Genomic DNA, 26,771 nt, shown 5'->3' on the forward strand with positions numbered 1-26,771 from the left:
CGGTGAGGGCCCATCGCAACCGGCCGCGACAACCGGATGACGATTTTTGGCGCGAAGCCGCCCGAGAGGATTTCTAAGCCCGCGCGGCCGCCCCGTTCACGACGGCTCGGATCCGGGGCAGGGCCGCCCGGGCTGCCCGGTAGCCGATATCGATCCCCTCGGCAGCCTTGTGGAAGTCGAACAGGCCGAAGCCGGCGACATCCGGGCCGATGGCGATGTCCGGCGGGTCGCGCTCCAGCCGCGCCCGGGAGATCCGGTCCTGGGTGATGTTGAAGGCGCCGAGCACCACCCGGGCGATGCCGGGAACCGGGATCTCGGGCTCCTGGGGCTCGAAGCCCGGCAGGCGCTCGCGGATCACCTGGAGGAAGCTACGGCGCGGGGCCGGGGTCGGCACCTCGTGCACCACCGGGCCGCCGGTATCGCCGTTCAAGTTCACGCAGATCACCAGATCGGCCCCGAGCGAACGGGCCAGCGCCACCGGCACCGGGTTGACCAGGGTCCCGTCCATCAGCACGCGGCCCTCGTGGGTCACCGGCGGGAACAGGCCGGGGATCGCGTAGGAGGCGCGCACGGCCTCCACGGTCGGGCCCTCGGTCAGGCTCACCTCCAGGCCGCTGCCGAACTCGGTGGCGACGCAGCCGAAGCGGATCGGCAAGCTCTCGATCCGGCGCGTGCCGAGATCGGCGAACAGCCGCCGACGTAGGCGGTTGCCGGCGATCAGCCCGGAGCCCGGAAAGCGCGGATCGATCAGCCGGACCACCCGGCGCCGGGTGAGTTCCCGCGCGAAGGTCTCCAGGCGGTCGAGGCGCCCCGCGGCGTAGCAGGCGCCGACCACGGCTCCGATCGAGCAGCCCGCCACCACGGTGGGATGGATGCCGCCTTCCTCGAGGGCGCGGATCACCCCGATATGGGCCCAGCCCCGGGCCGAGCCGCCGCCCAGCGCCAGCCCGATCCGGGGGCCGGCACTGGGCAGGGGCCGGATCGGCTCGACGGTGCCGGGGAGGAAATACGGGACGGCCGGACACGCTTGCCATTGCAAGGCAAGGGACGCGCTCATGCCCCGGCGGCCTCCAGGGTGATGGCGCCATCGGCCCCGCGGACGACGCGGCGGTAGAAGCAGGCCCGGCGGCCGGTGTGGCAGCAGCCGCCATCGCCGCCGACCTCGACGCGGATCAGCAGCGCGTCCTGGTCGCAATCGACCCGCATCTCGACGACGCGCTGGATCTGCCCGCTGGTCGCGCCCTTGTGCCAGAGTTCCTGCCGGGACCGCGACCAGTACCAGGCCTCCCCGGTGGCGATGGTCCGGGCCAGCGATTCGGCGTTCATGTGGGCGAGCATCAGCACGCGCCCGTCATGGGCGTCGACCGCGATGCAGGCGACCAGGCCGTCCCGGTCGAAGCGCGGGGTGAAGGCCTTACCCTCCTCGACCTCGGCCCGGGTGCCGGGGGGAGCGAAAGCGCTATCGCTTGCGGTCATGGCGGCAGACGCTGGTCCGGTGAAGCTTGAGCCGAGGCTATTGGGTGCAGGCTGATCGATGAAAGCCGCGTGACGGTGTGGCCTGGTCGGGCCATCCCGCCTGCGGTTACTTGGTCCCGCCGCGCACCAGGGTGAGGAAGCGCACCTGCTCGCTGGCGTCGTCCTTGAACACGCCGCGGAACTGGCTGGTGATGGTCGAGACGCCGGCCTTCTGCACGCCGCGCATCGCCATGCAGAGATGCTCGGCCTCCACCATCACAGCGACGCCGCGGGGCTTGAGGATGCTCTCGATCACGTCGGCAACCTGGGCGGTCATGGTCTCCTGCGTCTGCAGGCGGCGCGCGAAGGTATCGACCACGCGGGCGAGCTTCGAGAGCCCGACGACGCCGCGGGTCGGATAATAGGCGATGTGGGCGAGGCCCATGAACGGCACCATGTGGTGCTCGCAATGGGAGTAGAACGGGATGTCGCGCACCAGCACGATGTCGGAGTAGCCCTCGACCTCCTCGAAGACGCGCGCCAGCAGGGCCTCGGCATCCATCTCGTAGCCGCCGAACAGCTGCCCGAACGCCTTGGTGACCCGAGCCGGGGTATCGCGTAGGCCCTCGCGGTTCGGGTCGTCGCCGGCCCAGCGCAGGAGCGTACGCACGGCGGCTTCGGCCTCGGCGCGGCTCGGGCGGCCGGTCTCGATGCCCTCGGGCACGCGGGTGGCGGAGGCGGGCTCCGGCGCGACCTCGACCGCAGCGGGGCGGCCGTCATCGACCGGTCGGTTGTCGTTGCGCATACCCGTCAGACTCTGTCCCGGATCCTGCCCATCGACGCCGCCACGGTCCAGGCCGTTTCCCTCGCCCCGGTAGGACAATGATTTAAGCGCGGCATCCATGGCATCTCCGGCCCGCGCCACACGGGACTTCATCGTGGTGCTGTCAGGCTTGGCATACATCGTCGGATCGCGTCGGGCTGTGAGGGAGATCCCGGGCTCGAAACAGGTTCGAGCCGGCGTCCCGGTTGGACTAGAGCCGTTGGGAACTACCCTGGCCGTGGGCGCGACCCTGGTCGACGGGCCGCCTCCTCGCGAAGCGACCGTATGCGGCCTATATCATTGTTCGCGCGGCAACACGCAATGCACGCGTCGCGCGGCAGACTCCCGATGGGCAAAAGCCCGATCGGATGACGCACCCGGCCGAGGCCCCGATGCTCGACGACATCTACAACCGCCGTATCCTCGAACTGGCCGCCGACATCCCGCGGCTGGGGCGCCTGGAACGGCCTGACGCCAGCGCCACCGCGCATTCCCGCCTGTGCGGCTCCACCGTGACCGTCGACCTCGTGCTCGGCGAGGACGGGAGGGTGGCCGATTTCGCCCAGGAGGTCCGGGCCTGCGCCCTCGGCCAGGCTTCCTCGTCGCTGATGGGCCGCCACGTGGTCGGCGCCACCGAGGACGAGCTGCGCGGCGTCCGCGAGACCATGCGGGCGATGCTGAAAGAGAACGGCCCGGCCCCTGATGGCTCCTGGGCGGACCTCGCCGTTCTGGAGCCGGTGCGGGATTTCAAGGCGCGCCACGCCTCGACCCTGCTGACCTTCGATGCGGTGGTCGACGCCCTCGACCAGATCGCCGCCAAGCGCCAAGTCCCCGCGAAGACTGCGGCTGCGTAGAGCCCGATGGTCCGGCGCGCGGCGCATTGGGCGATTCGCGCCTACCAGCTCACCCTGTCGGGCCTGATCGGCCGCCAGTGCCGCCACTGGCCGAGCTGTTCCGAATACACCGACCAGGCCATCGCCCGGCACGGGCTCTGGCCGGGGGCCTGGATGGGCTTCTCGCGGATCTGCCGCTGCGGCCCGTTCGGCACCCACGGCATCGATCTGGTGCCGGACCGGCTGCCGCCGGCCGCCGCCTGGTACCGCCCCTGGGCCTATGCCCGCTGGCGCGGCGTCGAGGCCCCGCCGTCGCCGTTTGCCTGCGAGGCGGTGGAGGCGGGAGAGGCGCCGGCCGAGCGCCGCCGGTTTCAGGACAGGGCCGGGTTACAAGATTGAAGAAAGATTTTCCAAAAACTACGACGCCTTCCCAAAGTCTTTCTCATAACGTCCGCGATGCAGGCGGCGGCCCCGTCAATCACCGTGTCATTCGGGGCTGCACAGCTTCCCCCGATCGGACGAGCCCTGGCAACCGATCACGCCCATTCCGGTTGTCCCTCCAGACAGCCCGGCCCGACTGCGGCTGAGCGCCAATTCAGAGTGTGCGAACCATGTCCACCGAGTTCAGAGGCAAGACGCATATCGACATCTTCGACCGGGTCATGCGCGAGGAATGGGCCCAACGCTTCGGCGTCAGCGAAGAGCGGCTTCGCAAGGCCGTGACCATGGTGGGGAGCCGGATCACCAGCGTCGCCGCCTATCTCGACAAGCCGGCCTCCTGATGAAGACGACGGCGTCGGAATCCGAACCCGACCTACGATCCTCCCCGGAGCCCGCCGCTCCGGGGAGCGGTCCACGTCCGCCCTCGAACCGGTCCGAGGACAGGACCGCGCCGGATGCGATCCCGTTCGAGGAGATCCGGGAGCGCGCCTACGAATTGTGGGAGCGCAATCACCGGCCCGAAGGGTTCGAGATCGAGTTCTGGCTGCTGGCCGAGCGGGAACTGCGCAAGGAGCGCAACCGCAGGAAGGCTGATTAGGCCCAGCTTCCCCCGGCCGCCGATCCCGAGGCGCATCAAGGCCCTCAACGGCTGGCTCGGCCTTTGCAAGACCCTGCGGCACACGGGTGTCGACAGGCGAGAGCAGGGCGGAATGAGGCCCAGATTCGTTTCACACCGGCTTCACCGTCCTACGGGGCCGAAGCGCGCTCCAGGCTCCCGAATGAACGGGAGCCCAGCGTGGATCCTCTTGCTCTGACCCGCCGGAGCCTCGCCGGGCTCGGCCTCGGCGGCGCGGCTGCCGCAGCGAGCGCGAGCGGCATGTTGGCTCAGGCGGGGCCGAGCGGCGCCGGCGCTCAGCCCGGAGCCCTCGCCGTCACTCCGACCTCGCACGCCGGGCTCGGGCCTCGTCTGACCCTGCACGCGATCGACAATGCCCACGGCACTCCGGGCGCCGGTCTGGTCTGCGACCTGTCGATCCGCGCCGGCGACGTCTACCGGCCGATCAAGACGGTCACCACCCAGGCCAATGGCCGCCCGGACGAACCGCTCCTGGTCGACGATGCGCTGAAGCCCGGCCGCTACGAGCTGCTGCTGCATGTCGAGGCGTATTTTGCGGCGCTCAACGTGACGCTTCCGAGCCCGAACTTTTTGGGCCTCGTGCCGATCCGCTTCCAGATCCGCGATGCGCGCCAGCGCTATCATCTGCCGGTGCTGTTCACGCCCTGGGGCTATTCCTACTATCGCGGCAGCTGAGCCCGACCCTTCCAGGACGACTCATCCATGGCCGGCATCTCGACCCATGTCCTCGACACCGATCGCGGCCGCCCTGCCGCCGGGGTGCGGATCGACGTCTCGTTCCTGGATGGCGAGAGGTGGCAGCTGGTGAAGAGCGTGGTCACCAACGCGGACGGGCGCACCGATGCGCCGATCCTGCCGGCCGACGAGGCCAGGACCGGCCAGTACGAGCTGGTGTTCCACGTCGGCGACTATTTCCGGCAGCGGCCTGACACCGCCGAGGCCGACATCTTCATCGACGACCCGGTCGTCCGCTTCGCGATCTTCGACGCCAAGCAGCACTACCACGTGCCGATGCTATGCACACCCGCGAGCTTCACCACCTATCGCGGCAGCTGAGGCCATGCTCGATCTGGCGACGATCAACCAGTTGGACGAAAAAGCCTTCGTGGCGCTGCTGGGCGGCGTGTTCGAGCACGCGCCCTGGGTGGCGGAGGCCACCTGGCCGCACCGGCCCTTCGCCAACCTCGAGGCCCTGCACGACGCGATGATGCAGACCGTGCGCGCCGCCCCGGCGGAACGCCGCCGCACCTTCCTCAACAACCACCCGGAACTCGCCGGCCCGGAGGCGCGGGCGCGCAGCCTGACGGCGGATTCGGCGAGCGAGCAGGGCAGCGCCGGCCTCGACCGCATCACGGCGGACGAGGCCGCGGCCTTCGACCGCCTAAACGCGGCCTATCGGGCGCGGTTCGGCTTCCCGTTCATCATCGCGGTGCGCCGGCGCGGCCGGGCCGAGATCCTGGCCGCCATCGCGGCGCGGCTCGCCCGGGACCCGGCCGTCGAGGAGGCGACCGCCCTAGAGGAGGTCGCCCAGATCACCCGCCTGCGCCTGGACGGGCTGGTCGCGGACTGAGCCTCAGGCTCCGGCCGCCGCCTTGGCCTCGACCAAGGCTGCCTCGAAGCTGGTGAACGCCGTGGTCGCCTCGGCCCAGGCCTGGGCGCGGACATGACGGGCCAAGGCAGCGGCAAGCTCCCGGGCCCGCGTCAGGGCCGATTCCACCGCGGCCGGACGGCTCGGATCGGCCGGGATGCCCACCGGCGGCGTGTCCGCCGCGCGCATCCCCACCAGGGTCGCCGCCATGGCGCGGCGCCAGGCGGCGCAATCGGCCGGGATGCGGGCGAGCCGCATCGCCGCGTCGCTCCCAGCCTGCCGGTCGAGCAGGGTGCGGCCGAGATCTTCGATCCGGTCGAGCTGGCCGAGCGCGTCGCCGATCTCCCGGCGGCCCTTGTCGGTGCCCTCGGCGATCCGGCCGACGCTCCGGGCGATCTCGCCGGTGGCCTGGATCTGCTGGCCCATGATCTCGGAGGCCTCGCGCATCTGCGCCGCCACGGTGGCGACGGCGCCGCTCTCCGCCTCGACCCGGACATTGGCCCGCACCATGGCGGCGGCACCGGTCTCGACGGCGCTGCGGCTGCGCGTGACCGCCGCCTGCATCGCCGCCATCTCTTCGCGTAATCCGCCGAGACGGGCGCGGATTTCGTCCGTCGCCTTCGCAGTCTGTGCGGAGAGCATCTTCACTTCCGCCGCGACGACCGCGAAGCCGCGGCCCGCTTCGCCGGCCCGGGCGGCCTCGATCGTGGCGTTGAGCGCCAGCAGGTTGGTCTGGGCCGAGATCGCCGCGATGGTTCCGGCCATCTCCTCGATCCGCAGGGCGGCGGCCGAGAAACTGTCGAGCCGGCTGCCGATCTCGTCGGTGCCCTGCTCGATCCCGCGCATGCCGTCGCTGGCGCGCTGGAGGTCGTCGACGCAGGTGGCGATGCCGGCGCGGGCGGTCTCGGCGGTCTCGGCGGCCGAGGAGGAGCGGGCCGCGATCTCGCTGGTGCTGGCGGCGAGTTCCTCGCTGGCGGCGGCGATCAGCCGGGCCTGCTCGGCGGTGCCGGAGGCGTCGTGCGTCATCCAGCCGATCGAGGTCCCGGCATCGGAGGCCGCGGCCGACAGGCGCGCCAGGAGCGCCATCAATTCGCGATCGGGAGCGGCGGCCGCCGGCAGGACCACGTCCGCGGGGTGCGCGACGGGCGAGACGGTCCGGGCGTCGGCCGCTGCCGCGGTCTCGGCCGGGTCCTGAGCCGGGCGCTTGCGGCGCAAACTCAACATGCGGAGGCTCCTGCGAAGGTCGATTCGAGGGCCATATTCGCACGGAACCTTCAACCGAAGATGAAGGATAACCGTCTCTTATTGGAATTGGACGAAGGCGTCCGTTTCCCGGCCGGCGCCCCCGGACGAAACCGTCCGAGGGGCGCCGTCGTCGCTCACTCGCCGGTCAGCGCGGCCTTGGTGCGGGACCACCAGCCGGCGCGCTTGGGCCGGTCCGGATCGGTGGGCTGGGTCAGCACCACCGCCACCGGCTCGCGGGGCGGCGCGACCTCGGCCGGCGCGGCCTCGGGCTGAGGCTCCGCGGTCGGCGTCTCGGCCCGCTCCGCGGGCTCCGGAGCGGCCGCGACCGGCAGGTCGATGGCGACCTCGTCATGGACGGGGGACGGTGCGGCCTCGACCGCCTCGGCCACGGCCTCCGCGCTCACCGGCTCCTCGGCCGACAGGGCGAACGCATCGGAATCCGTCTCGCCGGACCCGTCGGACTCGCCGCCCTCGCGGGTGCGGCCCTCGGCGCGGCCGCGACCGCCCCGGCGGCCGCGACGGCGGCGGCGCGTGCCATCCTCCTCGGTCCGGGCACCCTCGTCCGAGCCGGCGACGGCCTCGTCGGCTTCGCCACCCTCGGGCGCCACGGCCGCGATTGCGGCCTCGGCGAAGTCGGGCGTCTCCTCGGTGCCGCGCTCCTCGTCCTGGTCGTCCTCGTCCTGACGCTCGCCCTCGGCCTGGCCCTCTTCCGACCGGCCGTCCTGGCGACCGCCCCGCCGGCGACGCCGACGGCGGCGGCGACGGCCGTCGCCCTCATCGCGCGTCCCGTCTTCGCGCGTGCCCTCGTCGCGTGTCCCATCTTCGCGCGATCCGTCCTCGCGGGCCTCGGCCCGACCCTCCTCGGCCTCGCCCTCGGCGTCCGCCTCGGTGTCGTCGCCCTCGTCGACCTCGTCCTCGTCGTCGAACTCCATGGCGGGCGAGATCGCCTGCGCGCGCACCCCCGTCACCGGGCCCTCGGCCCGCTGGGCCGGCTCGCCGCGGTCGAGCTGGAACGCCGTGGTCACCGCCAGCCGCTCGTCGGCCGCGATCGTGATCGTGACGCCGAAGCGGACTTCCAGCTCGCGCAGGTGCCCACGCTTCTGGTTGAGGATGTACAGCGCCACCTCGGTCCGGGTGCGCAGGATCAGGTTGTGGGAGGCCGACTTGAGCAGCGCCTCCTCGATCGAGCGCAGGATGTGCAGAGCCACCGAGGCGGTGGCCCGCACGTAGCCCGAGCCGCCGCAATGCACGCACGGGATCGAGGACGATTCGAGCACGCCGGTGCGGATGCGCTGGCGGCTCATCTCCATCAGGCCGAAGGGCGAGATCCGGCCGACCTGGATGCGGGCGCGGTCGTTCTTCAGGCAGTCGTTGAGCTTCTTCTCGACCGCGCGGTTGTTGCGCTTCTCCTCCATGTCGATGAAGTCGATGACGATCAGGCCCGCGAGGTCGCGCAGGCGCAGCTGGCGGGCGACCTCCTCGGCCGCCTCGAGGTTCGTCCGCAGCGCGGTGTCCTCGATGTCGTGCTCGCGGGTCGAGCGGCCCGAGTTCACGTCGATCGAGACCAGCGCCTCGGTCGGGTTGATGACGAGGTAGCCGCCGGATTTCAGCGAGACGTGGGTCGAGAACATCGCGTCGAGCTGCTGCTCGACGCCGTAGCGGGCGAAGATCGGCGTCGGGTCGCGATAGGGCTTCACGACCTTGGACTGGCCGGGCATCAGCATCCGCATGAAGTCCTTGGCCTCGGCATAGGCCTCCTCGCCGGAGACCAGCACCTCGTCCAGGTCCTTGTTGTACAGGTCGCGGATCGCCCGCTTGATCAGCGAGCCCTCCTCGTAGACGAGCGCCGGCGCCATCGAGGTCAGGGTCAGCTCGCGGACCGATTCCCACAGCCGCATCAGGTACTCGAAGTCCCGGGCGATCTCGGGCTTGGAGCGCGAGGCGCCGGCGGTGCGCAGGATCACGCCCATCCCGTCCGGCACCTCCAGGTCGGCCACGACCTCCTTGAGGCGCTTGCGGTCGGCCGCCGAGGTGATCTTCCGGGAGATGCCGCCGCCGCGGCCGGTATTGGGCATCAGCACCGAGTAGCGGCCGGCGAGCGACAGGTAGGTGGTGAGCGCCGCGCCCTTGGTGCCGCGCTCCTCCTTGACCACCTGCACCAGGATGATCTGGCGGCGCTTGATCACCTCCTGGATCTTGTAGTGGCGGCGATAGTGGCGCGGCCGCTCGGGAATCTCGGCCAGCGCGTCGCCGTTGCCGCCGACCTGGGCGATCCGGGGCTCGGCATCGGGATCGTCGGAATCCTCGTCCGACTCCTCGTCGGACTCGTCCTCGTCATCCTCGTCCGAATCGTCTTCGTCCTCGTCCTCGTCGGACTCCTCGTCTTCCAGATCGGCCTCGTCGTCGGCCTCGCCGATCGCGGACGAACTCCGGACGGAGGAGGCCTCGGCGGCATCCTCGGCGATCGTCTCGGCCGGCGCGTCGGCGACGGTCAGGGCCTCGGCCACGGCGACCACGGTCTCGGGCTCGACCGCCTCGTGCCGATCGGCTGCCGGCTGCTCGGGCTGCGCCTCGGTCTCAGCGTTGGGCTCGGTCGCCGGCACGGCCTCGGCGGCCTGCGCAGGAATATCCCCGGCGGCGGTTTCGGAGGCGATGGCCTCCTGCACGGCGTCCGGGTTCTCGGCGAGGGTGTCGGGCAGCCCGGTCTGGGCAGCCTGGGACTCATGCCCCTCCGCGCGATCCTCGGCCGGCACGGTCTCGACGTCCGAAGACTCGACGGCCTGCGGCAACTCCGAACCCGATGCGAATTCCGAATCGTGCTGGGTCTCCAGATCCCGCGGGGCTTCGGACGCGTCCTCGGCGCTCACCGTCTCGTCGGTGCGGGAGCGGGCCTCGGCGCGGCGGCCGCGGGAGCGGCGGGGCGACCGGCGGCGGCGCTCCTCGCGCTCGCGATGCTCCTCGGCGTCGCGGGCCTCGTCCTCGAGCAGCGCCTGCCGGTCGGCGAGCGGGATCTGGTAATAGTCGGGGTGGATCTCGTTGAAGGCGAGGAAGCCGTGGCGGTTGCCGCCGTACTCGACGAAGGCCGCCTGGAGCGACGGCTCCACCCGGGTGACCTTGGCGAGGTAGATGTTGCCGCGCAGCTGGCGCCGGTTAGCGGCTTCGAAGTCGAACTCCTCGACCCTAGACCCGTGGACCGTGACGACCCGGGTCTCCTCCGGGTGCATCGCGTCGATCAGCATTTTGTTGGCCATGTCGGACTCTCGGCATGGCGGCCGACGTCGTTCTCCGTGCCCGTGGTCCCGGCGGCGCCTCGCCCGACCTCAATATGGTCTGACAGGGTGCCGGCCTCGCCGCCGAGGCGGCTGGGTTCGAGGGGAAATTGCCGTCAACCGCCGTTCGGCGCCCTGGGCGCCTGGGGTTGAACTTGGCCGGTAGGGGGAACGGGCCGGTGCGACGCAGGGTCTGCGCCTCCGGGGCACGCGCAGCGCCATGCTGGGCCGTGCATCCGTCCATCCTGGTTCCGACCTCGCGAAACAATCTCGACCGGGTGAGACCGGCCGTGAAATCTGGATGCGGCGGAACGGCTCCACCGCGTCGTGCGACACCTGCCCGATCGGGAAAACACCCGTCGCCGCCAAGCGAGCCGAAAAAGCCCGCCGCGACGCCGCGTCCGTTTTCTCGAAGGAATTCGGCCGCGTCCGCAAGCCGTTACGACGGCCGGCGGGACCGGAGAAGGGTCAGTATCATTACAGACGGCCACGGGGATTTGGCAAGGGTCAAGCGCGGGACGATGTCACGGTATCGTCATGGCGGGCGGGCGCGGTGCCGTGGTCCTGTCGGGGCGATTTTTCGTTGGGTCCGGCAGCGGACGCTCGAAGCGCTGCGCCTCTCCCGCACAGCGAAGGTATTCACCCCTCGGCTTGTGCAGGCCGCGACAGGCCCCCTCTCCCGTGCGGGAGAGGGTTGGGGTGAGGGATCAGGTCTTTCCGGAGAGGTCGCATCCCTCACCCTGTCCCTCTCCCGCACGGGAGAGGGGACCCGCGCTTCATCCGGAAGCGTATGAGCCCCGTACCCCGCAGCAGGGGAGGGCGGGCGCCGGTATCCGCCCTCAGCCCTACTCCGCAGCCTCCAACCGCGGCGCGACGCCATGGAGCGCCGCCGGCTTCGGGCCGCCGGTGGCCCAGTCGAGCAGCTCCACCGTGTGCACGATCGGGATGCCGGTGCCCTTCCCGATCTGCGTGGCGCAGCCGATATTGCCGGTGGCGATCACGTCGGGGCGGATGCGCTCGATGTTGGCGACCTTGCGGGCGCGCAGCTTCGCGGCGAGCTCGGGCTGCAGGATGTTGTAGGTCCCGGCCGAGCCGCAGCAGATATGGCCCTCCGGCACGTCCTTGACAGTGAAGCCGGCGCGCTTGAGCAGCGTCTTCGGCTCGGTCCGGATGCCCTGGCCGTGCTGCATCGAGCAGGCGGAGTGATAGGCCACCACGAGGTCGCTTTCCACGGTCGCCGCCAGGTCGAGCTGGGCCACGTACTCGGTCACGTCCTTGGCGAGGCTCGAGACCCGCTGCGCCTTCTCGGCATAGGCCGGGTCGTCGCGGAACATAAAGCCGTAATCCTTGATGGTCGTGCCGCAGCCCGAGGCCGTGACCAGGATCGCGTCGAGGCCCTTGGCGATCTCCGCGTCCCAGGCGTCGATCGCCTGCTTGGCCAGGGCGTGGGACGAGGCCTCCTTGCCCATGTGGTGGGTCAGCGCCCCGCAGCAGCCCTCCTCGGCATGGACCACCTCGATCCCGTGCCGGTTGAGCAGCCGGATCGCCGCGGCGTTGAAGTCCGGCCGCAGGACGCTCTGGGCGCAGCCGCGCAGCAGGGCGACGCGCTTGGTCGCCTGGCCGCCTTCCGGAGAAAAACGTCCGACCCGATTGGTCGGCTCGCTGCCGGGCAGCCGCGCCGGGGCGAGGTCGAGCATCGCGGCCAGCCGGTTGCCCACCCGGGGCAGCCGCGCCACGATCCCACGGAACGGGGCGCCGAGCTTGGCGGCGATCAGGGCCAGCCGGAACCGGTTCGGATAGGGCAGCACCTGCGCCAGCAGGGCGCGCAGGAACCGGTCACCCGCAGGGCGCGTAAAAGTCGTCTCGATATGCGCCCGGGCATGGTCGACGAGGTGCATGTAATGCACCCCCGACGGGCAGGTGGTCATGCAGGACAGGCAGGAGAGGCAGCGGTCGATGTGCTTGACCACCTCCTGCGAGGCCGGCTTGCCGCCCTCCAGCATGTCCTTGATCAGGTAGATGCGTCCGCGCGGGGAATCGAGTTCGTCGCCGAGCAGGAGGTAGGTCGGGCAGGTCGCGGTGCAGAAACCGCAATGCACGCAGGTCCGCAGGATCTTTTCCGACGCCGCCATGGCGGGATCGGCGAGCTGGGCGAGGTTGAAGTTGGTCTGCACGATGCCTTCCTGCCTGCGCTCCCCGGTCTGGAGGGGAGGGGACCCGTCTCAAACGCCCGCGTACATCCGGCCCGGGTTCAGAACCCCGGCGGGATCGTGCGCCGTCTTGATCCCGGCGGTGATCCGCATCAGCGGCTCCGCCAGGGGCTGGAACACCGGCACGGCGGCCCGCACGGAATCGGGGGCGCGCACCAGCGTGGCGTGGCCGGCCTGGTCCCGCAACGCGGCGCGCACGATGGCGGCGCCGGCATCCCCGGCCGACCCGGTGGCGAGCCAGATCAGGCCGCCGCCCCAATCGTAGAACCAGCGGGCCTCGCGCTGGGCCGCGATCGCCGCCACCAGGGCCGGCCCGTGCGTCGGGGCCGTCGAGATCCGCCACAGGGCCTGGTCGCGGGGCTCGGCCAGGGGGGCGGCATCGCGCACCGACCGCCACAGGGCGGTGCCGGCCTCGCCCTCCAGAAGCTCCGGCGCGCCGAAGCGCTTGAGCAGGCGGCGCAGCTCGCCGGTCCGGTAATCGATCGACTCCGAGAACCCTTCGAGGCGCATCAGCGTCCGGGCCTCGGGGGCGCCGATCCCGGCCGGTAGATGCGCCGCGCCGGTGAGCTCGAAGGGCGAGCCGAGGGCCGCCGCCAGGGCCGCGATGGCCCGGGCGTCGTCGAGGCCGCAGAACACCAGGGTGGCGACCCGCTCGCAGGCCGGCAGCACCTTGAAGGTGACTTCGGTGAGCAGCCCGAGGGTGCCGTGGGCGCCGGCCATCAGCTTCACCAGGTCGAGCCCGGTGACGTTCTTCATCACCCGGCCGCCCGACTTGATCGCCTCGCCGCGCCCGTTGACGAAGCGCACGCCGATCAGGCTGTCCCGGGCCGCACCGGCATTGATCCGGCGGGGGCCGGCATTGTTGGTCGCCGCCACGGCGCCCAGCGTCGGCTCACCGCCGGTGCCGTAGATATTGCGAAAGTCCATCGGCTCGAACGGCAGCATCTGGCCCCGGGAGGCGAGCAGCGCCTCGACCTCGGCGAGCGGCGTGCCGGCGCGCGCCGCCACCACCATCTCGGCGGGCTCGTAGAGCGTCACGCCGGTGAGCTTTCGGGCCGAGAGCGTCGCGGTGTCCTGCGCCGGGCGGCCGAGCCCCGCAGCGGTGCCGCCGCCGGCCAGCCGCAGGCGCTCGCCGCGCCCGGACGCCGCCCGCACGATCTCCTCAGCCTCCGCCTCGGTGCCGGGCTCGTAGCCGCCCATCGTCTCCGCCCCGGTTCTTTTTGGACTTGTTCCAGACCCGGTTTCGCCGGAACCGGCGACGGATTCAAGCGGAGGCGGCGTCGCGGGGTTGCAGGTGCGCGAAAGTTGAATATCCGGGGGGCGGCTACTCCGCCGCGATGGTCCGGCCCGGGCGCAGGCGTCCGGCGACCTGCCGGCGCAGGCCGGCGATGTCGAAGATCCAGACCAGCGCCCCGTAGAGCGCCGCCCCAGCCGGAACCAGCACCGCCAGGGCGGCGGCGGGCGGCAGGTGCCGGAACGGGGCCAGCGCCAGCCCCATCGCCCCGCAGGCGAGGGCGGCTGCGCCGATCTGGCCCCAGGGCAGCACGATCCGCTCAGCCCCCGTCAGCGCCCGCCAGCCGAGCCAGAGCGCGGCGGCGGCGAGCCCCAGGGTCTGGGCGAGGGCGACGCCCATGCCGCCCATCAGCTCGGGCAGGAGCAGCAGGCCCGCGCCGTTGACCGCGAGCCCGACCAGGGCGGCGGCGATCACCGGCAACGTCCGGCGGCGGATCTGGAAGACCGGGTTGAGGGCGTAGAACATCATCGACAGGCAGAACAGGCCGGGCATCAGCGCGACGCTGTAGCTCTCGAACGGGCCGCGATAGGCATCGGGCACCACCAGCCCCTGGAGCGCCGGCAGCACCGCCCAGAACCCGACCGCGCAGGGCGCCAGCAGGGCGAACACCGTGCCGGCATTCTCGGCGACCTGCGCCTCGGCGGCCGCGTGGCCGTGCTGCTCCTCGGCCTGGACGGCGAACTGGAACAGCAGCAGGTCCAGCGCGGTGCCCAGCGTCATCAGCGACCTTGACGTGACGTCGGCGGCGAGCGCGAAATAGCCGGCCTCGGCGAAACCGGCATGGCCGGCGATCGCGCCCCGGTTCACGAAGGCGAGGCACTGATAGGCGGTGTTGGCGGCGATCAGCGGCAGGCCGTAGCGGGCGAAGACCCCCCAGGTCGTCCCGAGGCGCGGCCGCTCGAACGGATGTTCGGGATCACGCAGCGGGTGGCGCAGCAGCACCACCGCGGCGAGCTGGCTGAGCCCCGCCGCCGCCAGCACCCAGGCCGGCTGCGGCAGCCACCAGGCGGCGCCGGCCATCATCACGAAGGCGAGGACGTTCTTCACCGCCACGAGGCCGAGATAGAGTTTTCCGTCGAACCGGGCCCGGGCCAGGGCCGCGTGGTAATCGAACACCCCGATGCCGAGGGCGGCGAGCCCGGTGCCGCACAGGACCGCCTCGCGCCCGGCCGCGCCGCCGCCGAAGCCGAACGCCCCGCACAGGGCGGCGGCAGCGAGCAGCAGCAGGCCGATGCGCAGATAGGCCCGGTCGAGCCCGTGGCGGATCCAGGGCTCGTCCACGCGCACGCGCCCCGAATAGAACCGCGTCGCCGAGAGCCGCAGCCACTCGAACAGCACCGTGTTCAGCACGATCGCCCCGGTGGTCGCCAGCGCGAACCGGCCGAAATCGGCTGGCCCGAGCAATTGGGCGATCAGGAGCCCGAGGACGAAGTTGAGCCCCGCATTGATCACGAAGGCGGCGATCACGGCCATGGACGGCGCCTCATGCGCGGCGAAGTTCTTCGGGCTGCCCCCGGGATGTAGGCTGGGACCCGTAAGACTCTCCTAACAGGGCGGGAACAGGGCGAGGACTGACGGGCCTCTACAACCCGCGCTCGTAGCGCCAGGCCTCCATTCCGTCTTCATAATAGGCGGGCTGGACGGCGAAGCGGGTGTAGCCCCGGCGCTGGTAGAGGCGGATGCCGGCGCCGTTATCGGCGCGGACTTCGAGGCGCAGGCGGTCGCAGCCATGGGCGCGGGCCTGGGCCTCCGCGGCGTCGAGCAGTTTTCCGCCGAGCCCGAGGCCGCCGCGGTTGGGCGCCACCGCGATCGAGGCGAGGCGGGCGATCCGGCTGCCGCGCCGACGCTCCAGGACGGCCGCGCCGACGAGCACCGGATCCCGATCCCCGTCCGGCCCCGCGATCAAGGCCGCCAGCACATCCATGCTGGGCGACAGGATCGCGTGGCGGATCGCCCGGCGCTCGGCCCGGTCGGTGGCGAAGGCGGCGTGCTCCAGGGCGACCAGGGCGTCGAGATCGGCGAGGCCGGCCGCGCGGATCACCGGCTCCGGGAGCCCGTCTCCGCGTGGGTCGCGCACGGGCACGCCGACGGGGGCATTCACGGGGGCGCTCACGCCCGGGCCGTCGCGCCGGCGCCCAAGCCGGTTCGGCGCAGGCGGACATATAAAGACAAGGACCCGGGCGCGATGGCGACGCGATCGGGCTCGGCTCTCGATCTGTTCGGCCCGGCCATCGTACGCTCGTCTAAAGGACATCGCTCCGGCGGTCAGATGCCCGCTTCCGGTCCGCTTGGGAAGCCCGCCCGGGCCGGCCGCCCCGCCGGAATGCGCCGTTTTTGCAACGGCGGGGCCGCGGTGCGGATTTGGCGGGGAAATGCGGCTCGATCGGGGGCCAATCCCCTTGTTGTTGGGGGCCATTCTCCGTATATGCGCCCTGCCCAATTTCGCACGTGCCTGTGGCCGCGTGCCGGTTGGTGGGCATCCGGTCAACTGCCGGACAGCCGCCAGGGGTCTTAAAGGATCGATGGTCGCAAGGGTGGATCCCTACGGCCGGCATCCAGGTGGCAACACCGGACCCCGACAACAACCGGCAGCCGGAGGCGAAACCGGCGAACCCCGCTCTCCACGGGGGACGCAGCTTAAAGCAACGACGAACGGGCTTTTTTGGTCTCGTCGGCCCTCCAAAGGCCGGCACCGAAGAGGCTTGTTTCTCTTTGCCCGGCGTGCGGTGGGGGTCCTCCCTTCCAATCCACGGCAGCTTCCGGGTGCTCTGCGCCCGCATGGATCGACGCGTCTCCAAAGCGCTTCGGTCCGCGCGACGCATCGCCCCCTGACGCCGGCGACCCGTTGGGTCGTCACATCGACAGCGCGCCCGCAGGACGGGCGCCCGCGAACCCGTGCCGGGAGACGACCATGACCGATCGCATCCGTGATTTCCTGCGCGTGCGCCGTGACCTCGGTCAGGACGAGGGCCCCGTGATGGTCCTCGACCTCGATGTCGTGCGCGACAACTACACCGCCTTCGCGCGCTCCCTGCCGGACACCCGCGTGTTCTACGCGGTGAAGGCCAACCCGGCCCCCGAGGTGCTGCGCCTGCTCGCCGAGATGGGCTCCTGCTTCGACACCGCCTCGGTGGCCGAGATGGAGATGGCGCTCGCCGCCGGCGCCACCCCGGACCGGATCTCCTTCGGCAACACCATCAAGAAGGAGCGCTGCATCGGCCGCGCGCTGAAGCTCGGCATCCGCCTGTTCGCGGTGGATTGCCAGGCCGAGGTCGACAAGATCGCCCGGGCCGCCGAGGCCATGGAGGTCGCGGCCTCCGACGTGCGCGTGTTCTGCCGCATCCTGTGCGACGGCGCCGGCGCCGACTGGCCGCTCTCGCGCAAGTTCGGCTGCGTGCCCGAGATGGCCACCGACGTGCTCGAGCACGCCCACCGGCAAGGGCTCGAGGCCTACGGCATCTCGTTCCATGTCGGTTCGCAGCAGGGCAACACCGAGGCCTGGGATGGGGCGCTGGGTTCCGCGGCGGCGATCTTCCGCGAGTGTGCCGAGCGCGGCATCTTCCTGTCGATGGTCAATCTCGGCGGCGGCTTCCCGACCAAGTACCTCAAGGCGGTGCCGGGCGTGGAGAGCTACGGCGAGGCGATCTTCCGGGGCCTGACCAAGCATTTCGGCAACCAGATCCCGGAGACGATCATCGAGCCGGGCCGCGGCATGGTCGGCAATGCCGGCCTGATCGAGGCCGAGGTCGTGCTGGTGTCGAAGAAGTCAGCCGATGCCGACGAGGTGCGCTGGGTCTATCTCGACATCGGCAAGTTCGGCGGGCTGGCCGAGACCATGGACGAGTCGATCCGCTACCCGATCCGCACCACCCGCGACGGGGACCGGACCGAGCCCTGCGTCATCGCCGGGCCGACCTGCGACTCGGTGGACGTGCTCTACGAGCGGCAGCTCTACCCGCTGCCGGTCTCGCTCTCGATCGGCGACAAGGTCCTGATCGAGGGTACGGGCGCCTACACCACGACCTACGCGGCCGTGGCCTTCAACGGCTTCCCGCCCCTCCAGCAGATCGTCATCTGACGTTTTCCAGCTGAGACAGGTTCCGGTTCAGGTGGCAGAGACGGTGCCGTCCTTGCGAGCGGAGCGAAGCAATCCAGTGGCGCCACCCCGACCGAGGTCGGGCTGCCCTGGGTCACTTCGCTTCGCTCGTGATGACGGCCCGGGCGACCCGGCCGGGCACTGACCTTCACCACGGCTTCGACGGAGGGCGCTCGGCTCTCCGTGGAAAAGAACGCTTCTCCCGCTTGTCGGCCCGGGGAGGGCATTGCCATGATCGAGATCCGCGCGGAGCGCATCCATGACGTCCCGGCGCGCGAGCGCCTGCTCGACGCCTGTTTTGCCGGCAACCGACGCGCCAGGACCTCGGAGCGCCTGCGCGAGGGTCGGCTCCCCGCCCGCGGCCTCGCCTTCGCGGCGACCCGGCGCGGCCGCCTCGTCGGCACCCTGCGCCTGTGGCACGTCGAGGCCGGCCTCGCCCGCCCGGCGCTGCTGCTCGGGCCGCTCGCGGTCGATCCGGAGATCCAGGGCCAGGGGCTCGGCTCGGTGATGATGCAGGCCGCCCTCGGCCGGGCGGAATCGCTGGGCCACGGCGCCGTGCTGCTGGTGGGCGACGCGCCGTACTACGTCCGGTTCGGCTTCGACCGGGCGCTGGCGGATGGGCTCACCCTGCCGGGCCCGTTCGAGCGCGCCCGTTTCCTCGGGCTGGAGCTGCGTTCGGGGGCGCTCGCCGGCGCCGAGGGGATGGTCCGGGCCACGGGCGTCCTCGCTCCGGTCGAGACGGTGTCGGACGAGGCCGCGGTCGCGCGACGACGCGCCGCCTGATCCGTCACGTCAGGACCGGTCCCGGTGCGCGTGGGACCGGTCTCAGTGAAGCGTCTCGCCGTTCTCGATCGTCGACGGGGCGGGCGCGACCGTCATCTTCTGCGCGATCTCCTGGCCGACCCGGAATAGGGCCTCCCGCAGGGGCGCCAGCGCCGACTTGCCGCCATCCACCTCGATCAGGCCGTGCGCGATCAGCAGATGGTCGGCCACGAGGTCGAGGGTCGAGGCCGGAACTGTCGAGGGACGCGGCGGCGGCGGCACGAATCGGCCGAGGCCGCCCTGCGCCTCGGTCTCGCTGCCGCCGGGCGCGAGCTCGGTGATCGAGCCGAGGAACCCCAGAAAGGTCTGATTCGGCGGCCCGTAGGAGGGCACGGCCCCGGCCGCCGCCCAGATCGAGCCGCCCCCGTCGCGGGCCAGCCGAAACCGGACGACGAACTCCGCCTGCGCCTGCGCCGCCTCCTTGATGACGGCCCGCAGCACCGCACCGTCCTCGGTGTGGAGCCGCTCGAACCAGCCCTGCCCGACGGCGTCCAGACGGTCCTGCCCGGTAAGGCCGTGCCATTCGGAGCTGACATAGGTCAGGGCCCCGGCGGCGTCGGTCATGAAGATCATCGGTTGGCCTCCGGTTGCGGATGGCGGCTCGATCGGCACATTCGCAAATCGGGAGCCCGGGGTGCATCGGCAATCGTGCACGGCGGCGGCCCGTTCCGGATACGCTGACAGGAAAGTCGGAATGCCGCGGGTTCATCCGTCGGCGCCGCAGCCCGAGCATACCGGCGATGCGCCCGGTCGCGGCGGCGTCCACCGCCCTGGCCGCCATCGTGCATTGCGCCCGGCGGCCGCGATCCCGCATAGACGGGGCGCCGGCTTCCCCAGAAGGCTTTTCGACCGATGCAGATCGCCACGCCCTATCTGATGTTCCTGGGCGACGTGCCCGACACGCTGGCGGCCAAGACCGCCTATGGCATCAAGGACTGGCGCCCGGACTGGTGCGTCGGCCAGATGCGGCTCCCCGGCTGCGCCGCTGATCTCGGCATCCCCGACATGACCCTGCCCGAGGCCTTGGCCAAGGGCTGCCGGACCCTGGTGATCGGCGTCGTCAACGCCGGCGGCGTGCTGCCGGACCATTGGGTCAAGGAGATCGTGGCGGCGCTCGAGGCCGGGCTCGACGTGGCGAGCGGCCTGCACGTCAAGCTCGGCGCGGTTCCGGCCATCGCGGAGGCCGCCGCCCGGCGCGGGCGCCAGCTCCACGACGTGCGCCACACCGACGAGCGCTTCCCCACCGGCAAGGGCACCAAGCGCGCGGGCCGGCGCCTGCTCACCGTCGGCACCGATTGCTCGGTCGGCAAGAAGTACACCGTGCTGGCCCTGGAGCGGGGCATGCGCGAGCGCGGCCTCGATGCCGATTTCTGCGCCACCGGGCAGACCGGCGTGTTCATCTCCGGAAGGGGCGTCGCCATCGACGCCGTGGTCGCCGACTTCATCTCCGGCGCGGTCGAGACGATCTCGGCCGAGGCCGCCCCGAATCACTGGGACCTGATCGAGGGTCAGGGCTCGCTGTTCCACCCGTCCTTCGCAGGCGTCAGCCTCGGGCTGTTGCACGGCGCCCAGGCCGACGCCTTCGTGGTCTGCCACGAGCCCACCCGCACCACCATGCGCGGCGTGAAGCACCCGCTGCCGACCCTCCAGCAGGTGATCGACCTCACTGTGCAACTCGGCAGCCTGACCAACCCGGCGATCCGCCCGGTGGGTATTTCCGTGAACACGCAAGCCCTGGGCGAGAGCGAGGCGAAGGCGCTCCTGGAAAAACTCGCCGCCGAGCACGGCCTGCCCGCCACCGATCCGGTGCGCTTCGGCGTCGCCGGGCTGGTCGACCGGATCGTTTCCGACTTCCCGGAGGTCTGACATGGCCCGCCGCCTGACCCTGTCCGTCGAGCGCTTCCCGATCGCCGGGGCCTTCACGATCTCCCGGGGCAGCCGCACCGAGATCGCCGTGGTGGTGGCGACGATCACGGACGCGAACGGGGTCGGGCGCGGCGAATGCGTGCCCTATCCGCGCTACGGCGAGAGCGTCGAGAGCGTCGTCGCGCTGATCGAGGGGCAGGCGGATGCCATCGGCGCCGGGATAGGGCGGGGCGAGCTCACGGCGCGGATGAAGGCGGGCGCGGCCCGCAACGCCCTCGACTGCGCCCTGTTCGACTTGGAGGCCAAGCTTCAGGGACGCCGGGCCTGGGAGATCGCCGGGCTGACCGCCCCCGCCCCGGCGGTGACCGCCTACACGCTGAGCCTCGGCACCCCCGAGAGCATGGGCGAGGCCGCCCGGGCGGCGTCCCACCGGCCGCTGCTCAAGGTCAAGCTCGGCGGGGCCGGCGACCCCGAGCGCATCGCCGCCGTGCGGGCGGGCGCGCCGCAAGCGCGGCTGATCGTCGACGCCAACGAGGCGTGGCGGCCGGAGACCCTGGAGGCCAACCTCGCCGCCTGCCTGGAGGCCGGCGTCGCCCTGATCGAGCAGCCCCTGCCGGCCGATGCCGACGCCTTGCTCGCCGAGATCCCGCACCCGGTCCCGGTCTGCGCCGACGAGAGCCTGCACGACCGCGCCGGCCTCGATGCGCTGGCCGGGCGCTACGACGCGATCAACATCAAGCTCGACAAGACCGGCGGCCTGACCGAGGCGGTGCTGCTCGCCCGCGAGGCCCGGGCCCGCGGCTTCTCCGTGATGGTCGGCTGCATGCTCGGCACCTCGCTCGGCATGGCGCCCGCCACGCTGCTGGCGTCGCAAGCCGACTTCGTCGACCTCGACGGCCCGCTGCTCCTCGCCCGCGACCGCGACCCACCGCTGCGTTACGACGGGAGCATCGTGCACCCGCCGGAGCCGGATTTGTGGGGGTAGGGGAGGCTTGCGGCAGCCATCGATGGTGGTGAAGCGAGGCCGCGTTTAGCCGGCTCCCCTCCGCCTCGCTGCCGCAACCGGCCCGGTTCAGGCCGCCCGGACTGTCGCGAGGAAGCGGAGGACCTCGCCGTTCAGATGCTCGGATTGGTGTGACAACTCGGAGGCCGCCGACAGCACCTGATTGGCGGCCGCCCCCGTCGCTTCCGAGGCGCGCGCGACGCCCGTGATGTTGCTCGTCACTTCGCTGGTGCCGGTGGACGCCTGAGCGACGTTGCGAACGATTTCCTGCGTCGCCGCACCCTGCTGTTCGACGGCGGCGGCGATCGAGGTTGCCACGCCGTTGATCTCGCGGATGCGCGTGGTGATCGAGCCGATCGCCGCCACCGCTTGACCCGCCACGCCCTGGATCTGGCTGATCTGGCCGCTGATTTCCTCCGTCGCCCGTGCCGTCTGAGTGGCCAGTTCCTTGACCTCGGTGGCGACCACCGCGAAGCCCCGACCGGCCTCGCCGGCACGCGCCGCCTCGATGGTGGCGTTGAGCGCCAGAAGATTGGTCTGGCTCGCGATGTTGGAGATCAGCCCGACCATGTCGCCGATCCGGGATGAGGCTTGACTGAGGGCCCGGACGAGCTGCAGGGTCTGGTCCGCCTCTCCGACCGCCGTCTGTGCCAGATCGGATGAGCCCGACACTTGACGCCCGATCTCCTGCACGGACGATCCCAGTTCCTCGGCCGCCGCAGCCACCGTGTTGACGTTGGCCGCGGCTTGTTCGGCGGCGGCCGCAACCGAGCCCGACTGGTTTGCGGTTTCGCCCGCCGTGACCGTCATGGTCTGTGCGGTCGTCTGAAGTTGCGTGGCGGCAGAGGAGACCATGCCGACGATACCGCCGACCGTGTCCTCGAACGCATCGGCCATCTGGCGCATGCCGGCCTTGCGTTGTTCCTCGGCAGAAGCCCGGGCCAGCACCGTTTCCTCTTCCAGTTGACGCGTCCGCACCAGATTTTCCCGAGACGCCTCGACGGCAGCAGCAATGGAGCCGATCTCGTTGGTGCGGTCCGTGTAGGGAACCGAGGCGTCGACATCGCCGGAAGCCAAATTCCGCATGCGCAGGATCAGGCGGTCGATCGGTCGCGTCACGCCGACGAGCACATAGACGATGCCGGCAAGCCCAAACGCGAAGGATACGCTGCAGAGCAGGCCGATGATCCAGAGGCCATGCACATAGGTCGCTTCGGATTTGATCTTGGCTTCGTCGCCCCCCGAAACGTTCAAGGCCGTGCTTCGATCGAGCGACTCGATCGAAGCATCGAACGGTTTGCGCGACGCCTGAAAGATCTCGTTCAAGACCCCCTGATCTTTTGCTTGCGCAGCAGACATGATCCGCGATCGGAATTTCAGATAGGCGCTCCAGTTCTGCTGATAGGCCATCCAGGCGGCTCGTTCTTCCGGGCTCGCGATCAGCGGTTCATAGCGGGTTGCGACGGCTTCGACGTCCTTGAGGCGGCGCGCCGACACCGAGTCCAGTTCAGGAACGGGTTCGATTGCCGTCACGTATCGGGCATCGACGAGCCGGAGGCGTGTCACTTTGTATTTCAACTCGCCAAGGGCTTGCACACTGGGCATCCAGTTGTCGGATAGATCTCGAGCATTGGCGTTGACGGCGCGCAACTGCAGTGCGCTCATGGCGCCTTGAACGAGAAAGCCGATCGCGAGCAGCCCGATCAGACCCCTCAGAACGAACGATATCTTCATGCTCATCACCAGGTCCTCGTTAAGAGGGGCGTACAAACACGCGATAAATTGACAGTTAAATCGAGAGCATAAATTTTGTAACGCGGTGGGCGGGGCCGGATCTGCGATCTGCTGAGCCCGGTGTTGCCACGATCTGCCCGACGAAGTCCCTGCTTAATCGCTTGAATTAAGATCCAATACCAATAAATCTATTGAGCATGGACTTGAACGACCATTAAATATCGAATTCGATAATATGAATATGGTCGATGGTCTATCGATGGCGAGGACAACAGCTTATTCCGCCAGCTCCAAGAAATGCCGCCCCTGGCGATCGTCGATCTCGATGATCCAGAGATCGGAGTCGAACCGGATTTCCTTGGTCAGCCGCTCCTCGACGTCGAGCGGGGTGCCGCCCGTGACCAGGGCGGCAAAGCGGCGGTCGCCGCTGTCCTCGGCCTCGAACAGGGCCTGGGGGGCGGGGCCGTAGAGATCGGCGGTGCCGTCGAGGCGGTCGACCTTCACGAAGATCGCGCCGGCCTCCGGCGAGCCGCGTCGGCGCAGCACCGCCGGGATGCCCTCGACCCCGAGGCGGCGCAGGTGGGCCGAGACCCAGAAATCGGAGCGCAGGCGCATGCGTGTCGGGCCTCCCGGAAGCGGAACGCTGCCGGTCGCGACCAACTAGAGTCGTTCCCGATCGGGTTGCAATCGGGAACGACTTTCAGTTCTTGATGTGACGCGCTCGCTGACGCCGAACCGGCCTCCACGTCGGCGGCGAGCGCTCTAACCTTGGCCGGCGCGGGACATCAGCGCGCGCAGGGTCCGGCCCGCGGCCTCGCCGGTCACCGGCAGCTTGGCGCTGCGCTCGAATTTTTCGATCGCCGCCCGCGTCCCCGGCCCCATGGCACCGTCGGGCTTGACCGGATAGCCGAGCTTCGACAGCGCCTTCTGCGCCCGCAGTACCGGATCGGGCTGCGCCTCGGGCTTGGCCGTCTTCGCGGCCTCCTTGGGCGCGTCCTTCTGCACCGGCTTAGCGGTCGTCCGGACCGCCACGGCCCGGGGCGTCACCGAGGCGGTGGTCTCGTCGGAGCGGATCAGGTCGGCGATCGGGTCCCGGGCGGCCTGCTTGGCGGGGGCGGCGGCCCGGTCGGGCTGCGTCGGCTCCTTGACGACATCCCGGATCGCCTCCTTCGCGGCCGCTGCCGGCTCGCGCGGGGCGGGGGCCTTCTGGGTCGCGACCTTGGGCAGGATCGGCGCCGGATGGCGCCCGGATTGATGGCCCAGCGCGTTGAAGCAGATGAAGCCCGCCGCGCCCACGGCCACGACGCTGCTCAGCACCGTGCCCGGGCTGTTCCGGCACGAGGCGCCTGTCGCCTTCACCGCACCGACCAGCACGCCGCGCCAATCGCTCGGGGCGGCGGCGCGGCGTGGCGCCGGACGGCGGACGGCGCGTGCCTCGCCCGGGACGGTGATCTCGCGGTAGCCTGACATCGTGTCTCCTTCTCGCGGATCGCTGGCTCAGCCGGCCCGGCGCAGGGTCGGCTCCGAGGCGGCGGGCTCGGCGTCGAACAGGCCGAGGGGCAGGCGCACCACCGACCGGCGCGGGGGGCCGGCACCCCGCACGGCGGTGCGGATCGGGGCGGGGCCGGCGGCGGCCGCCGGATCCCGGCAGACCAGGGGCAGCGTCACGGTCACGACGGTGCCGGCCTGGGGGGCGCTCTCGATCAGCATGGCGCCGCCATGCAGGCCGACGAGGCCCTGCACCACCGAGAGGCCGAGGCCGGTCCCCTCGTGCTGGCGCTTGTAGCCGCCGCTCCCGGCCTGGAAGAACGGCGTGCCGAGCTTGGGCAGGTCGCCCTCGCCGACGCCGACGCCGGTATCCGCGACGACGATGTCCAACCCGTCCGGGCCGTGGCGCAGGGACAGGTCGACCCGGCCGCCCCGCGGGGTGAACTTCACGGCGTTGGAGATCAGGTTGATCAGCACTTGGCGGCACGCGCTCGGATCGGCCGTGATCTCGATCGGGCCCGGCACGGAGGCCGCCAGGGTCACACCCGCGGCCTCGGCCTTGAGGCGCATCAGGTCGCAGCAGGAGCGCACCAGGGCGGCGGCGTCGAAGGTCTCCGGCGCGTAGTCGAAATTGCCGCTCTGGATCCGGCTCATGTCGAGCAGCGTGTTGACGACCCCGAGCAGGTGATGGCCGGAGGCGCCGATGATCCCGGCATATTCCCGCGCCTGGTCCGGGCTGAGGCTGATCGCGCCTTCGCCGGCCAGAACCTCGGAGAAGCCGATGATCGCGTTGAGCGGCGTGCGCAGCTCGTGGGTGACGTTGGCCAGGAACCGTCCCTTGATCGCATCGGCGCGCTCGGCCTCGGCGCGGGCGCGCTCCAGCTCCTCGGCGTGGAGGTGATGCCCGGTCATGTCGCGGGTCACGGCGACGACGGTCATGGCCGCGTCGTGGGGACCGTGCGCGATCCGGTGGGCGCGCATCTCGGCATGGATCAGGGTGGCGCCGTCGGGCCGGCCGGCGGCGGGCTCGACATGGAGGCGCAGGGGCAGCGTGGAGGGCCGCCCGGTCGCGGCGACGTCGCTCACCGCCTTGAGGAAGGCCGGCCGGTCGGCGACGTGGACCCGCTCCAGCAGGCCGTGGCCGCGCAGCCGCGCCGCGTCGCTGCCGACCAGCCGGCTGGCCGACATCGAAGCCTCCAGCACGCGGCCGTTGCGGTCGTGCCAGGTCACGAGGTCGTCGATGGCGGAGAGCAGCAGGCGGTCGCGGGCTTCGTTGTCGCGCAGCCGCTCGCGCCAGGCGCCCTCGTTGCGCATGTGCTCCAGGGCCTGGGCGACGACGTGGCCGATCGCCGTGATCGCGAAGACCGGCAGGGCGACACCGGCGGAGATGTCCATCACCGGCAGGGTGCCGGGCCAGGAGCCGAGGGAGACGACGCCCAGCACGCCGAGCACCGCCAGGAAAGCCGCGGCGGCCGTGGCGCGCATCGAGCCGGAGACCAGGGCCTCCAGGGGGATCGCCACCAGCCAGACCGCCGCCGGGGAGGTCGCCCCGCCGGTGAGGCCGGCGAGGCAGACCACGAGACCGGTCAGGCCCGCCGACGAGACCGCATGCGCCACCCAGAGGGAACCGGTGCGGGCGAGCAGCACTGCGGCCAGAACCGGCAGCAGCAGGCTCGCGATCGCCAGTACCTCGATGCCCGACGGGACCCCGCGCCAGAGCAGGTAGGGTGGCAGCGCCGCCATCATCACCATGCCGGTGGCGAGGCGGGACACCAGGAAGCGCTCATGCCGGAACCGAACGCTCGCATCATCGGCCACGGATTCGTGGACCAGACCCGCGAGACGGTCGTCGAGCAGAGACGTCAGGGCTTTTTTAACAGGCAAGGCTCACACGCGCCGCGGTGAATGCCAATCGACATGTCCCGCGCCTCCGGCTCGACTTCAAAACGACTACCGGACAGTCGCAG

At 70.9% G+C, this 26,771-nt stretch carries 25 protein-coding genes; 11 read left to right on the forward strand and 14 right to left on the reverse strand.

Annotated elements, in window-relative coordinates; all coding sequences use genetic code 11:
* Positions 1-73: 73 nt before the first annotated feature.
* The 3 genes from MKL20_RS27850 to folE all read right to left on the reverse strand — a co-directional run bounded on the left by MKL20_RS27850 (position 74) and on the right by folE (position 2,419).
* Positions 74-1,057 carry a patatin-like phospholipase family protein gene (locus MKL20_RS27850; protein ID WP_243972207.1) on the reverse strand — a complete coding sequence of 328 codons (984 nt, stop codon included), beginning with the start codon at positions 1,055-1,057 and terminating at the stop codon, positions 74-76.
* The gene (gene hisI / locus MKL20_RS27855; protein WP_243972205.1) at positions 1,054-1,476 is read right to left on the reverse strand and encodes a phosphoribosyl-AMP cyclohydrolase; all 423 of its coding nucleotides are present in this window, start codon (positions 1,474-1,476) and stop codon (positions 1,054-1,056) included. Before hisI ends, MKL20_RS27850 begins: the two co-directional genes overlap by 4 nt.
* A gap of 106 nt (positions 1,477-1,582) precedes the next feature.
* Positions 1,583-2,419, reverse strand: a complete 837-nt coding sequence (folE, locus tag MKL20_RS27860) for a GTP cyclohydrolase I FolE (protein ID WP_409568208.1) — start codon at positions 2,417-2,419, stop codon at positions 1,583-1,585.
* 251 nt (positions 2,420-2,670) lie between these two features.
* Between folE and MKL20_RS27865 the strand changes: the two genes are divergently transcribed.
* The 7 genes from MKL20_RS27865 to uraD all read left to right on the forward strand — a co-directional run bounded on the left by MKL20_RS27865 (position 2,671) and on the right by uraD (position 5,759).
* Entirely contained in the window at positions 2,671-3,132 is a 462-nt protein-coding gene (locus MKL20_RS27865) for an iron-sulfur cluster assembly scaffold protein (protein WP_244039446.1), read from the forward strand.
* Positions 3,133-3,138: 6 nt separating this feature from the next.
* The gene (yidD, locus tag MKL20_RS27870; RefSeq protein WP_244039394.1) at positions 3,139-3,510 is read left to right on the forward strand and encodes a membrane protein insertion efficiency factor YidD; all 372 of its coding nucleotides are present in this window, start codon (positions 3,139-3,141) and stop codon (positions 3,508-3,510) included.
* Between the two features lie 212 nt (positions 3,511-3,722).
* The gene (locus MKL20_RS27875) at positions 3,723-3,893 is read left to right on the forward strand and encodes a DUF3606 domain-containing protein (protein WP_147857855.1); all 171 of its coding nucleotides are present in this window, start codon (positions 3,723-3,725) and stop codon (positions 3,891-3,893) included.
* The gene (locus tag MKL20_RS27880) at positions 3,893-4,150 is read left to right on the forward strand and encodes a DUF2934 domain-containing protein (RefSeq protein WP_244039395.1); all 258 of its coding nucleotides are present in this window, start codon (positions 3,893-3,895) and stop codon (positions 4,148-4,150) included. Before MKL20_RS27875 ends, MKL20_RS27880 begins: the two co-directional genes overlap by 1 nt.
* A gap of 198 nt (positions 4,151-4,348) precedes the next feature.
* Positions 4,349-4,864 carry a hydroxyisourate hydrolase gene (gene uraH, locus MKL20_RS27885; RefSeq protein ID WP_244039396.1) on the forward strand — a complete coding sequence of 172 codons (516 nt, stop codon included), beginning with the start codon at positions 4,349-4,351 and terminating at the stop codon, positions 4,862-4,864.
* Between the two features lie 27 nt (positions 4,865-4,891).
* The gene (gene uraH / locus MKL20_RS27890; protein WP_244039397.1) at positions 4,892-5,245 is read left to right on the forward strand and encodes a hydroxyisourate hydrolase; all 354 of its coding nucleotides are present in this window, start codon (positions 4,892-4,894) and stop codon (positions 5,243-5,245) included.
* Between the two features lie 4 nt (positions 5,246-5,249).
* Positions 5,250-5,759: a 2-oxo-4-hydroxy-4-carboxy-5-ureidoimidazoline decarboxylase gene (uraD, locus tag MKL20_RS27895; RefSeq protein WP_244039398.1), complete on the forward strand. Its 510-nt coding sequence runs from the start codon at positions 5,250-5,252 to the stop codon at positions 5,757-5,759.
* Between the two features lie 3 nt (positions 5,760-5,762).
* On the opposite strand, the gene MKL20_RS27900 is transcribed toward uraD, so the two are convergent.
* The 6 genes from MKL20_RS27900 to MKL20_RS27925 all read right to left on the reverse strand — a co-directional run bounded on the left by MKL20_RS27900 (position 5,763) and on the right by MKL20_RS27925 (position 15,872).
* Complete coding sequence (locus MKL20_RS27900) at positions 5,763-7,001, reverse strand: methyl-accepting chemotaxis protein (protein ID WP_244039399.1); 1,239 nt, start codon at positions 6,999-7,001, stop codon at positions 5,763-5,765.
* 155 nt (positions 7,002-7,156) lie between these two features.
* Positions 7,157-10,273, reverse strand: coding sequence for a ribonuclease E/G (locus MKL20_RS27905; protein ID WP_244039400.1), 3,117 nt, complete (start codon positions 10,271-10,273; stop codon positions 7,157-7,159).
* An 863-nt stretch (positions 10,274-11,136) separates the two neighbouring features.
* Positions 11,137-12,465 carry a glycolate oxidase subunit GlcF gene (gene glcF, locus MKL20_RS27910; protein ID WP_244039401.1) on the reverse strand — a complete coding sequence of 443 codons (1,329 nt, stop codon included), beginning with the start codon at positions 12,463-12,465 and terminating at the stop codon, positions 11,137-11,139.
* A gap of 48 nt (positions 12,466-12,513) precedes the next feature.
* Complete coding sequence (locus MKL20_RS27915; RefSeq protein ID WP_244039402.1) at positions 12,514-13,701, reverse strand: FAD-binding protein; 1,188 nt, start codon at positions 13,699-13,701, stop codon at positions 12,514-12,516.
* A 124-nt stretch (positions 13,702-13,825) separates the two neighbouring features.
* Positions 13,826-15,268 (reverse strand): lipopolysaccharide biosynthesis protein, encoded by a 1,443-nt coding sequence (locus tag MKL20_RS27920; RefSeq protein ID WP_244039403.1) that lies wholly within the window; start codon positions 15,266-15,268, stop codon positions 13,826-13,828.
* Between the two features lie 109 nt (positions 15,269-15,377).
* The gene (locus MKL20_RS27925; protein ID WP_244039447.1) at positions 15,378-15,872 is read right to left on the reverse strand and encodes a GNAT family N-acetyltransferase; all 495 of its coding nucleotides are present in this window, start codon (positions 15,870-15,872) and stop codon (positions 15,378-15,380) included.
* An 834-nt stretch (positions 15,873-16,706) separates the two neighbouring features.
* On the opposite strand from MKL20_RS27925, the gene MKL20_RS27930 reads away from it, so the two are divergent.
* Both MKL20_RS27930 and MKL20_RS27935 read left to right on the forward strand, forming a co-directional pair.
* Entirely contained in the window at positions 16,707-17,873 is a 1,167-nt protein-coding gene (locus MKL20_RS27930) for a type III PLP-dependent enzyme (protein ID WP_243960431.1), read from the forward strand.
* 249 nt (positions 17,874-18,122) lie between these two features.
* Positions 18,123-18,674 (forward strand): GNAT family N-acetyltransferase, encoded by a 552-nt coding sequence (locus tag MKL20_RS27935; RefSeq protein ID WP_244039404.1) that lies wholly within the window; start codon positions 18,123-18,125, stop codon positions 18,672-18,674.
* A 42-nt stretch (positions 18,675-18,716) separates the two neighbouring features.
* Here the strand turns inward: MKL20_RS27935 and MKL20_RS27940 are convergent, their stop codons facing one another.
* Entirely contained in the window at positions 18,717-19,286 is a 570-nt protein-coding gene (locus tag MKL20_RS27940) for a PAS domain-containing protein (protein WP_243972183.1), read from the reverse strand.
* A 279-nt stretch (positions 19,287-19,565) separates the two neighbouring features.
* On the opposite strand from MKL20_RS27940, the gene dgcN reads away from it, so the two are divergent.
* Positions 19,566-20,579 carry an N-acetyltransferase DgcN gene (gene dgcN / locus MKL20_RS27945; RefSeq protein ID WP_244039405.1) on the forward strand — a complete coding sequence of 338 codons (1,014 nt, stop codon included), beginning with the start codon at positions 19,566-19,568 and terminating at the stop codon, positions 20,577-20,579.
* Position 20,580: 1 nt separating this feature from the next.
* Entirely contained in the window at positions 20,581-21,564 is a 984-nt protein-coding gene (gene dgcA / locus MKL20_RS27950; RefSeq protein ID WP_244039406.1) for an N-acetyl-D-Glu racemase DgcA, read from the forward strand.
* Between the two features lie 87 nt (positions 21,565-21,651).
* Here dgcA and MKL20_RS27955 read toward each other — a convergent pair whose 3' ends face one another.
* The 4 genes from MKL20_RS27955 to MKL20_RS27970 form a co-directional block, all read right to left on the reverse strand.
* Positions 21,652-23,322 (reverse strand): methyl-accepting chemotaxis protein, encoded by a 1,671-nt coding sequence (locus MKL20_RS27955; protein ID WP_244039407.1) that lies wholly within the window; start codon positions 23,320-23,322, stop codon positions 21,652-21,654.
* 270 nt (positions 23,323-23,592) lie between these two features.
* Entirely contained in the window at positions 23,593-23,931 is a 339-nt protein-coding gene (locus tag MKL20_RS27960) for a DUF1491 family protein (protein WP_244039408.1), read from the reverse strand.
* A 147-nt stretch (positions 23,932-24,078) separates the two neighbouring features.
* Positions 24,079-24,786, reverse strand: coding sequence for a peptidoglycan-binding domain-containing protein (locus MKL20_RS27965; protein ID WP_244039409.1), 708 nt, complete (start codon positions 24,784-24,786; stop codon positions 24,079-24,081).
* A gap of 27 nt (positions 24,787-24,813) precedes the next feature.
* Positions 24,814-26,688 carry a PAS domain-containing sensor histidine kinase gene (locus MKL20_RS27970; RefSeq protein ID WP_244039410.1) on the reverse strand — a complete coding sequence of 625 codons (1,875 nt, stop codon included), beginning with the start codon at positions 26,686-26,688 and terminating at the stop codon, positions 24,814-24,816.
* Between the last annotated feature and the right edge of the window lie 83 nt (positions 26,689-26,771).

This window comes from Methylobacterium sp. E-066 (assembly GCF_022829635.1).
Lineage (GTDB): Bacteria > Pseudomonadota > Alphaproteobacteria > Rhizobiales > Beijerinckiaceae > Methylobacterium.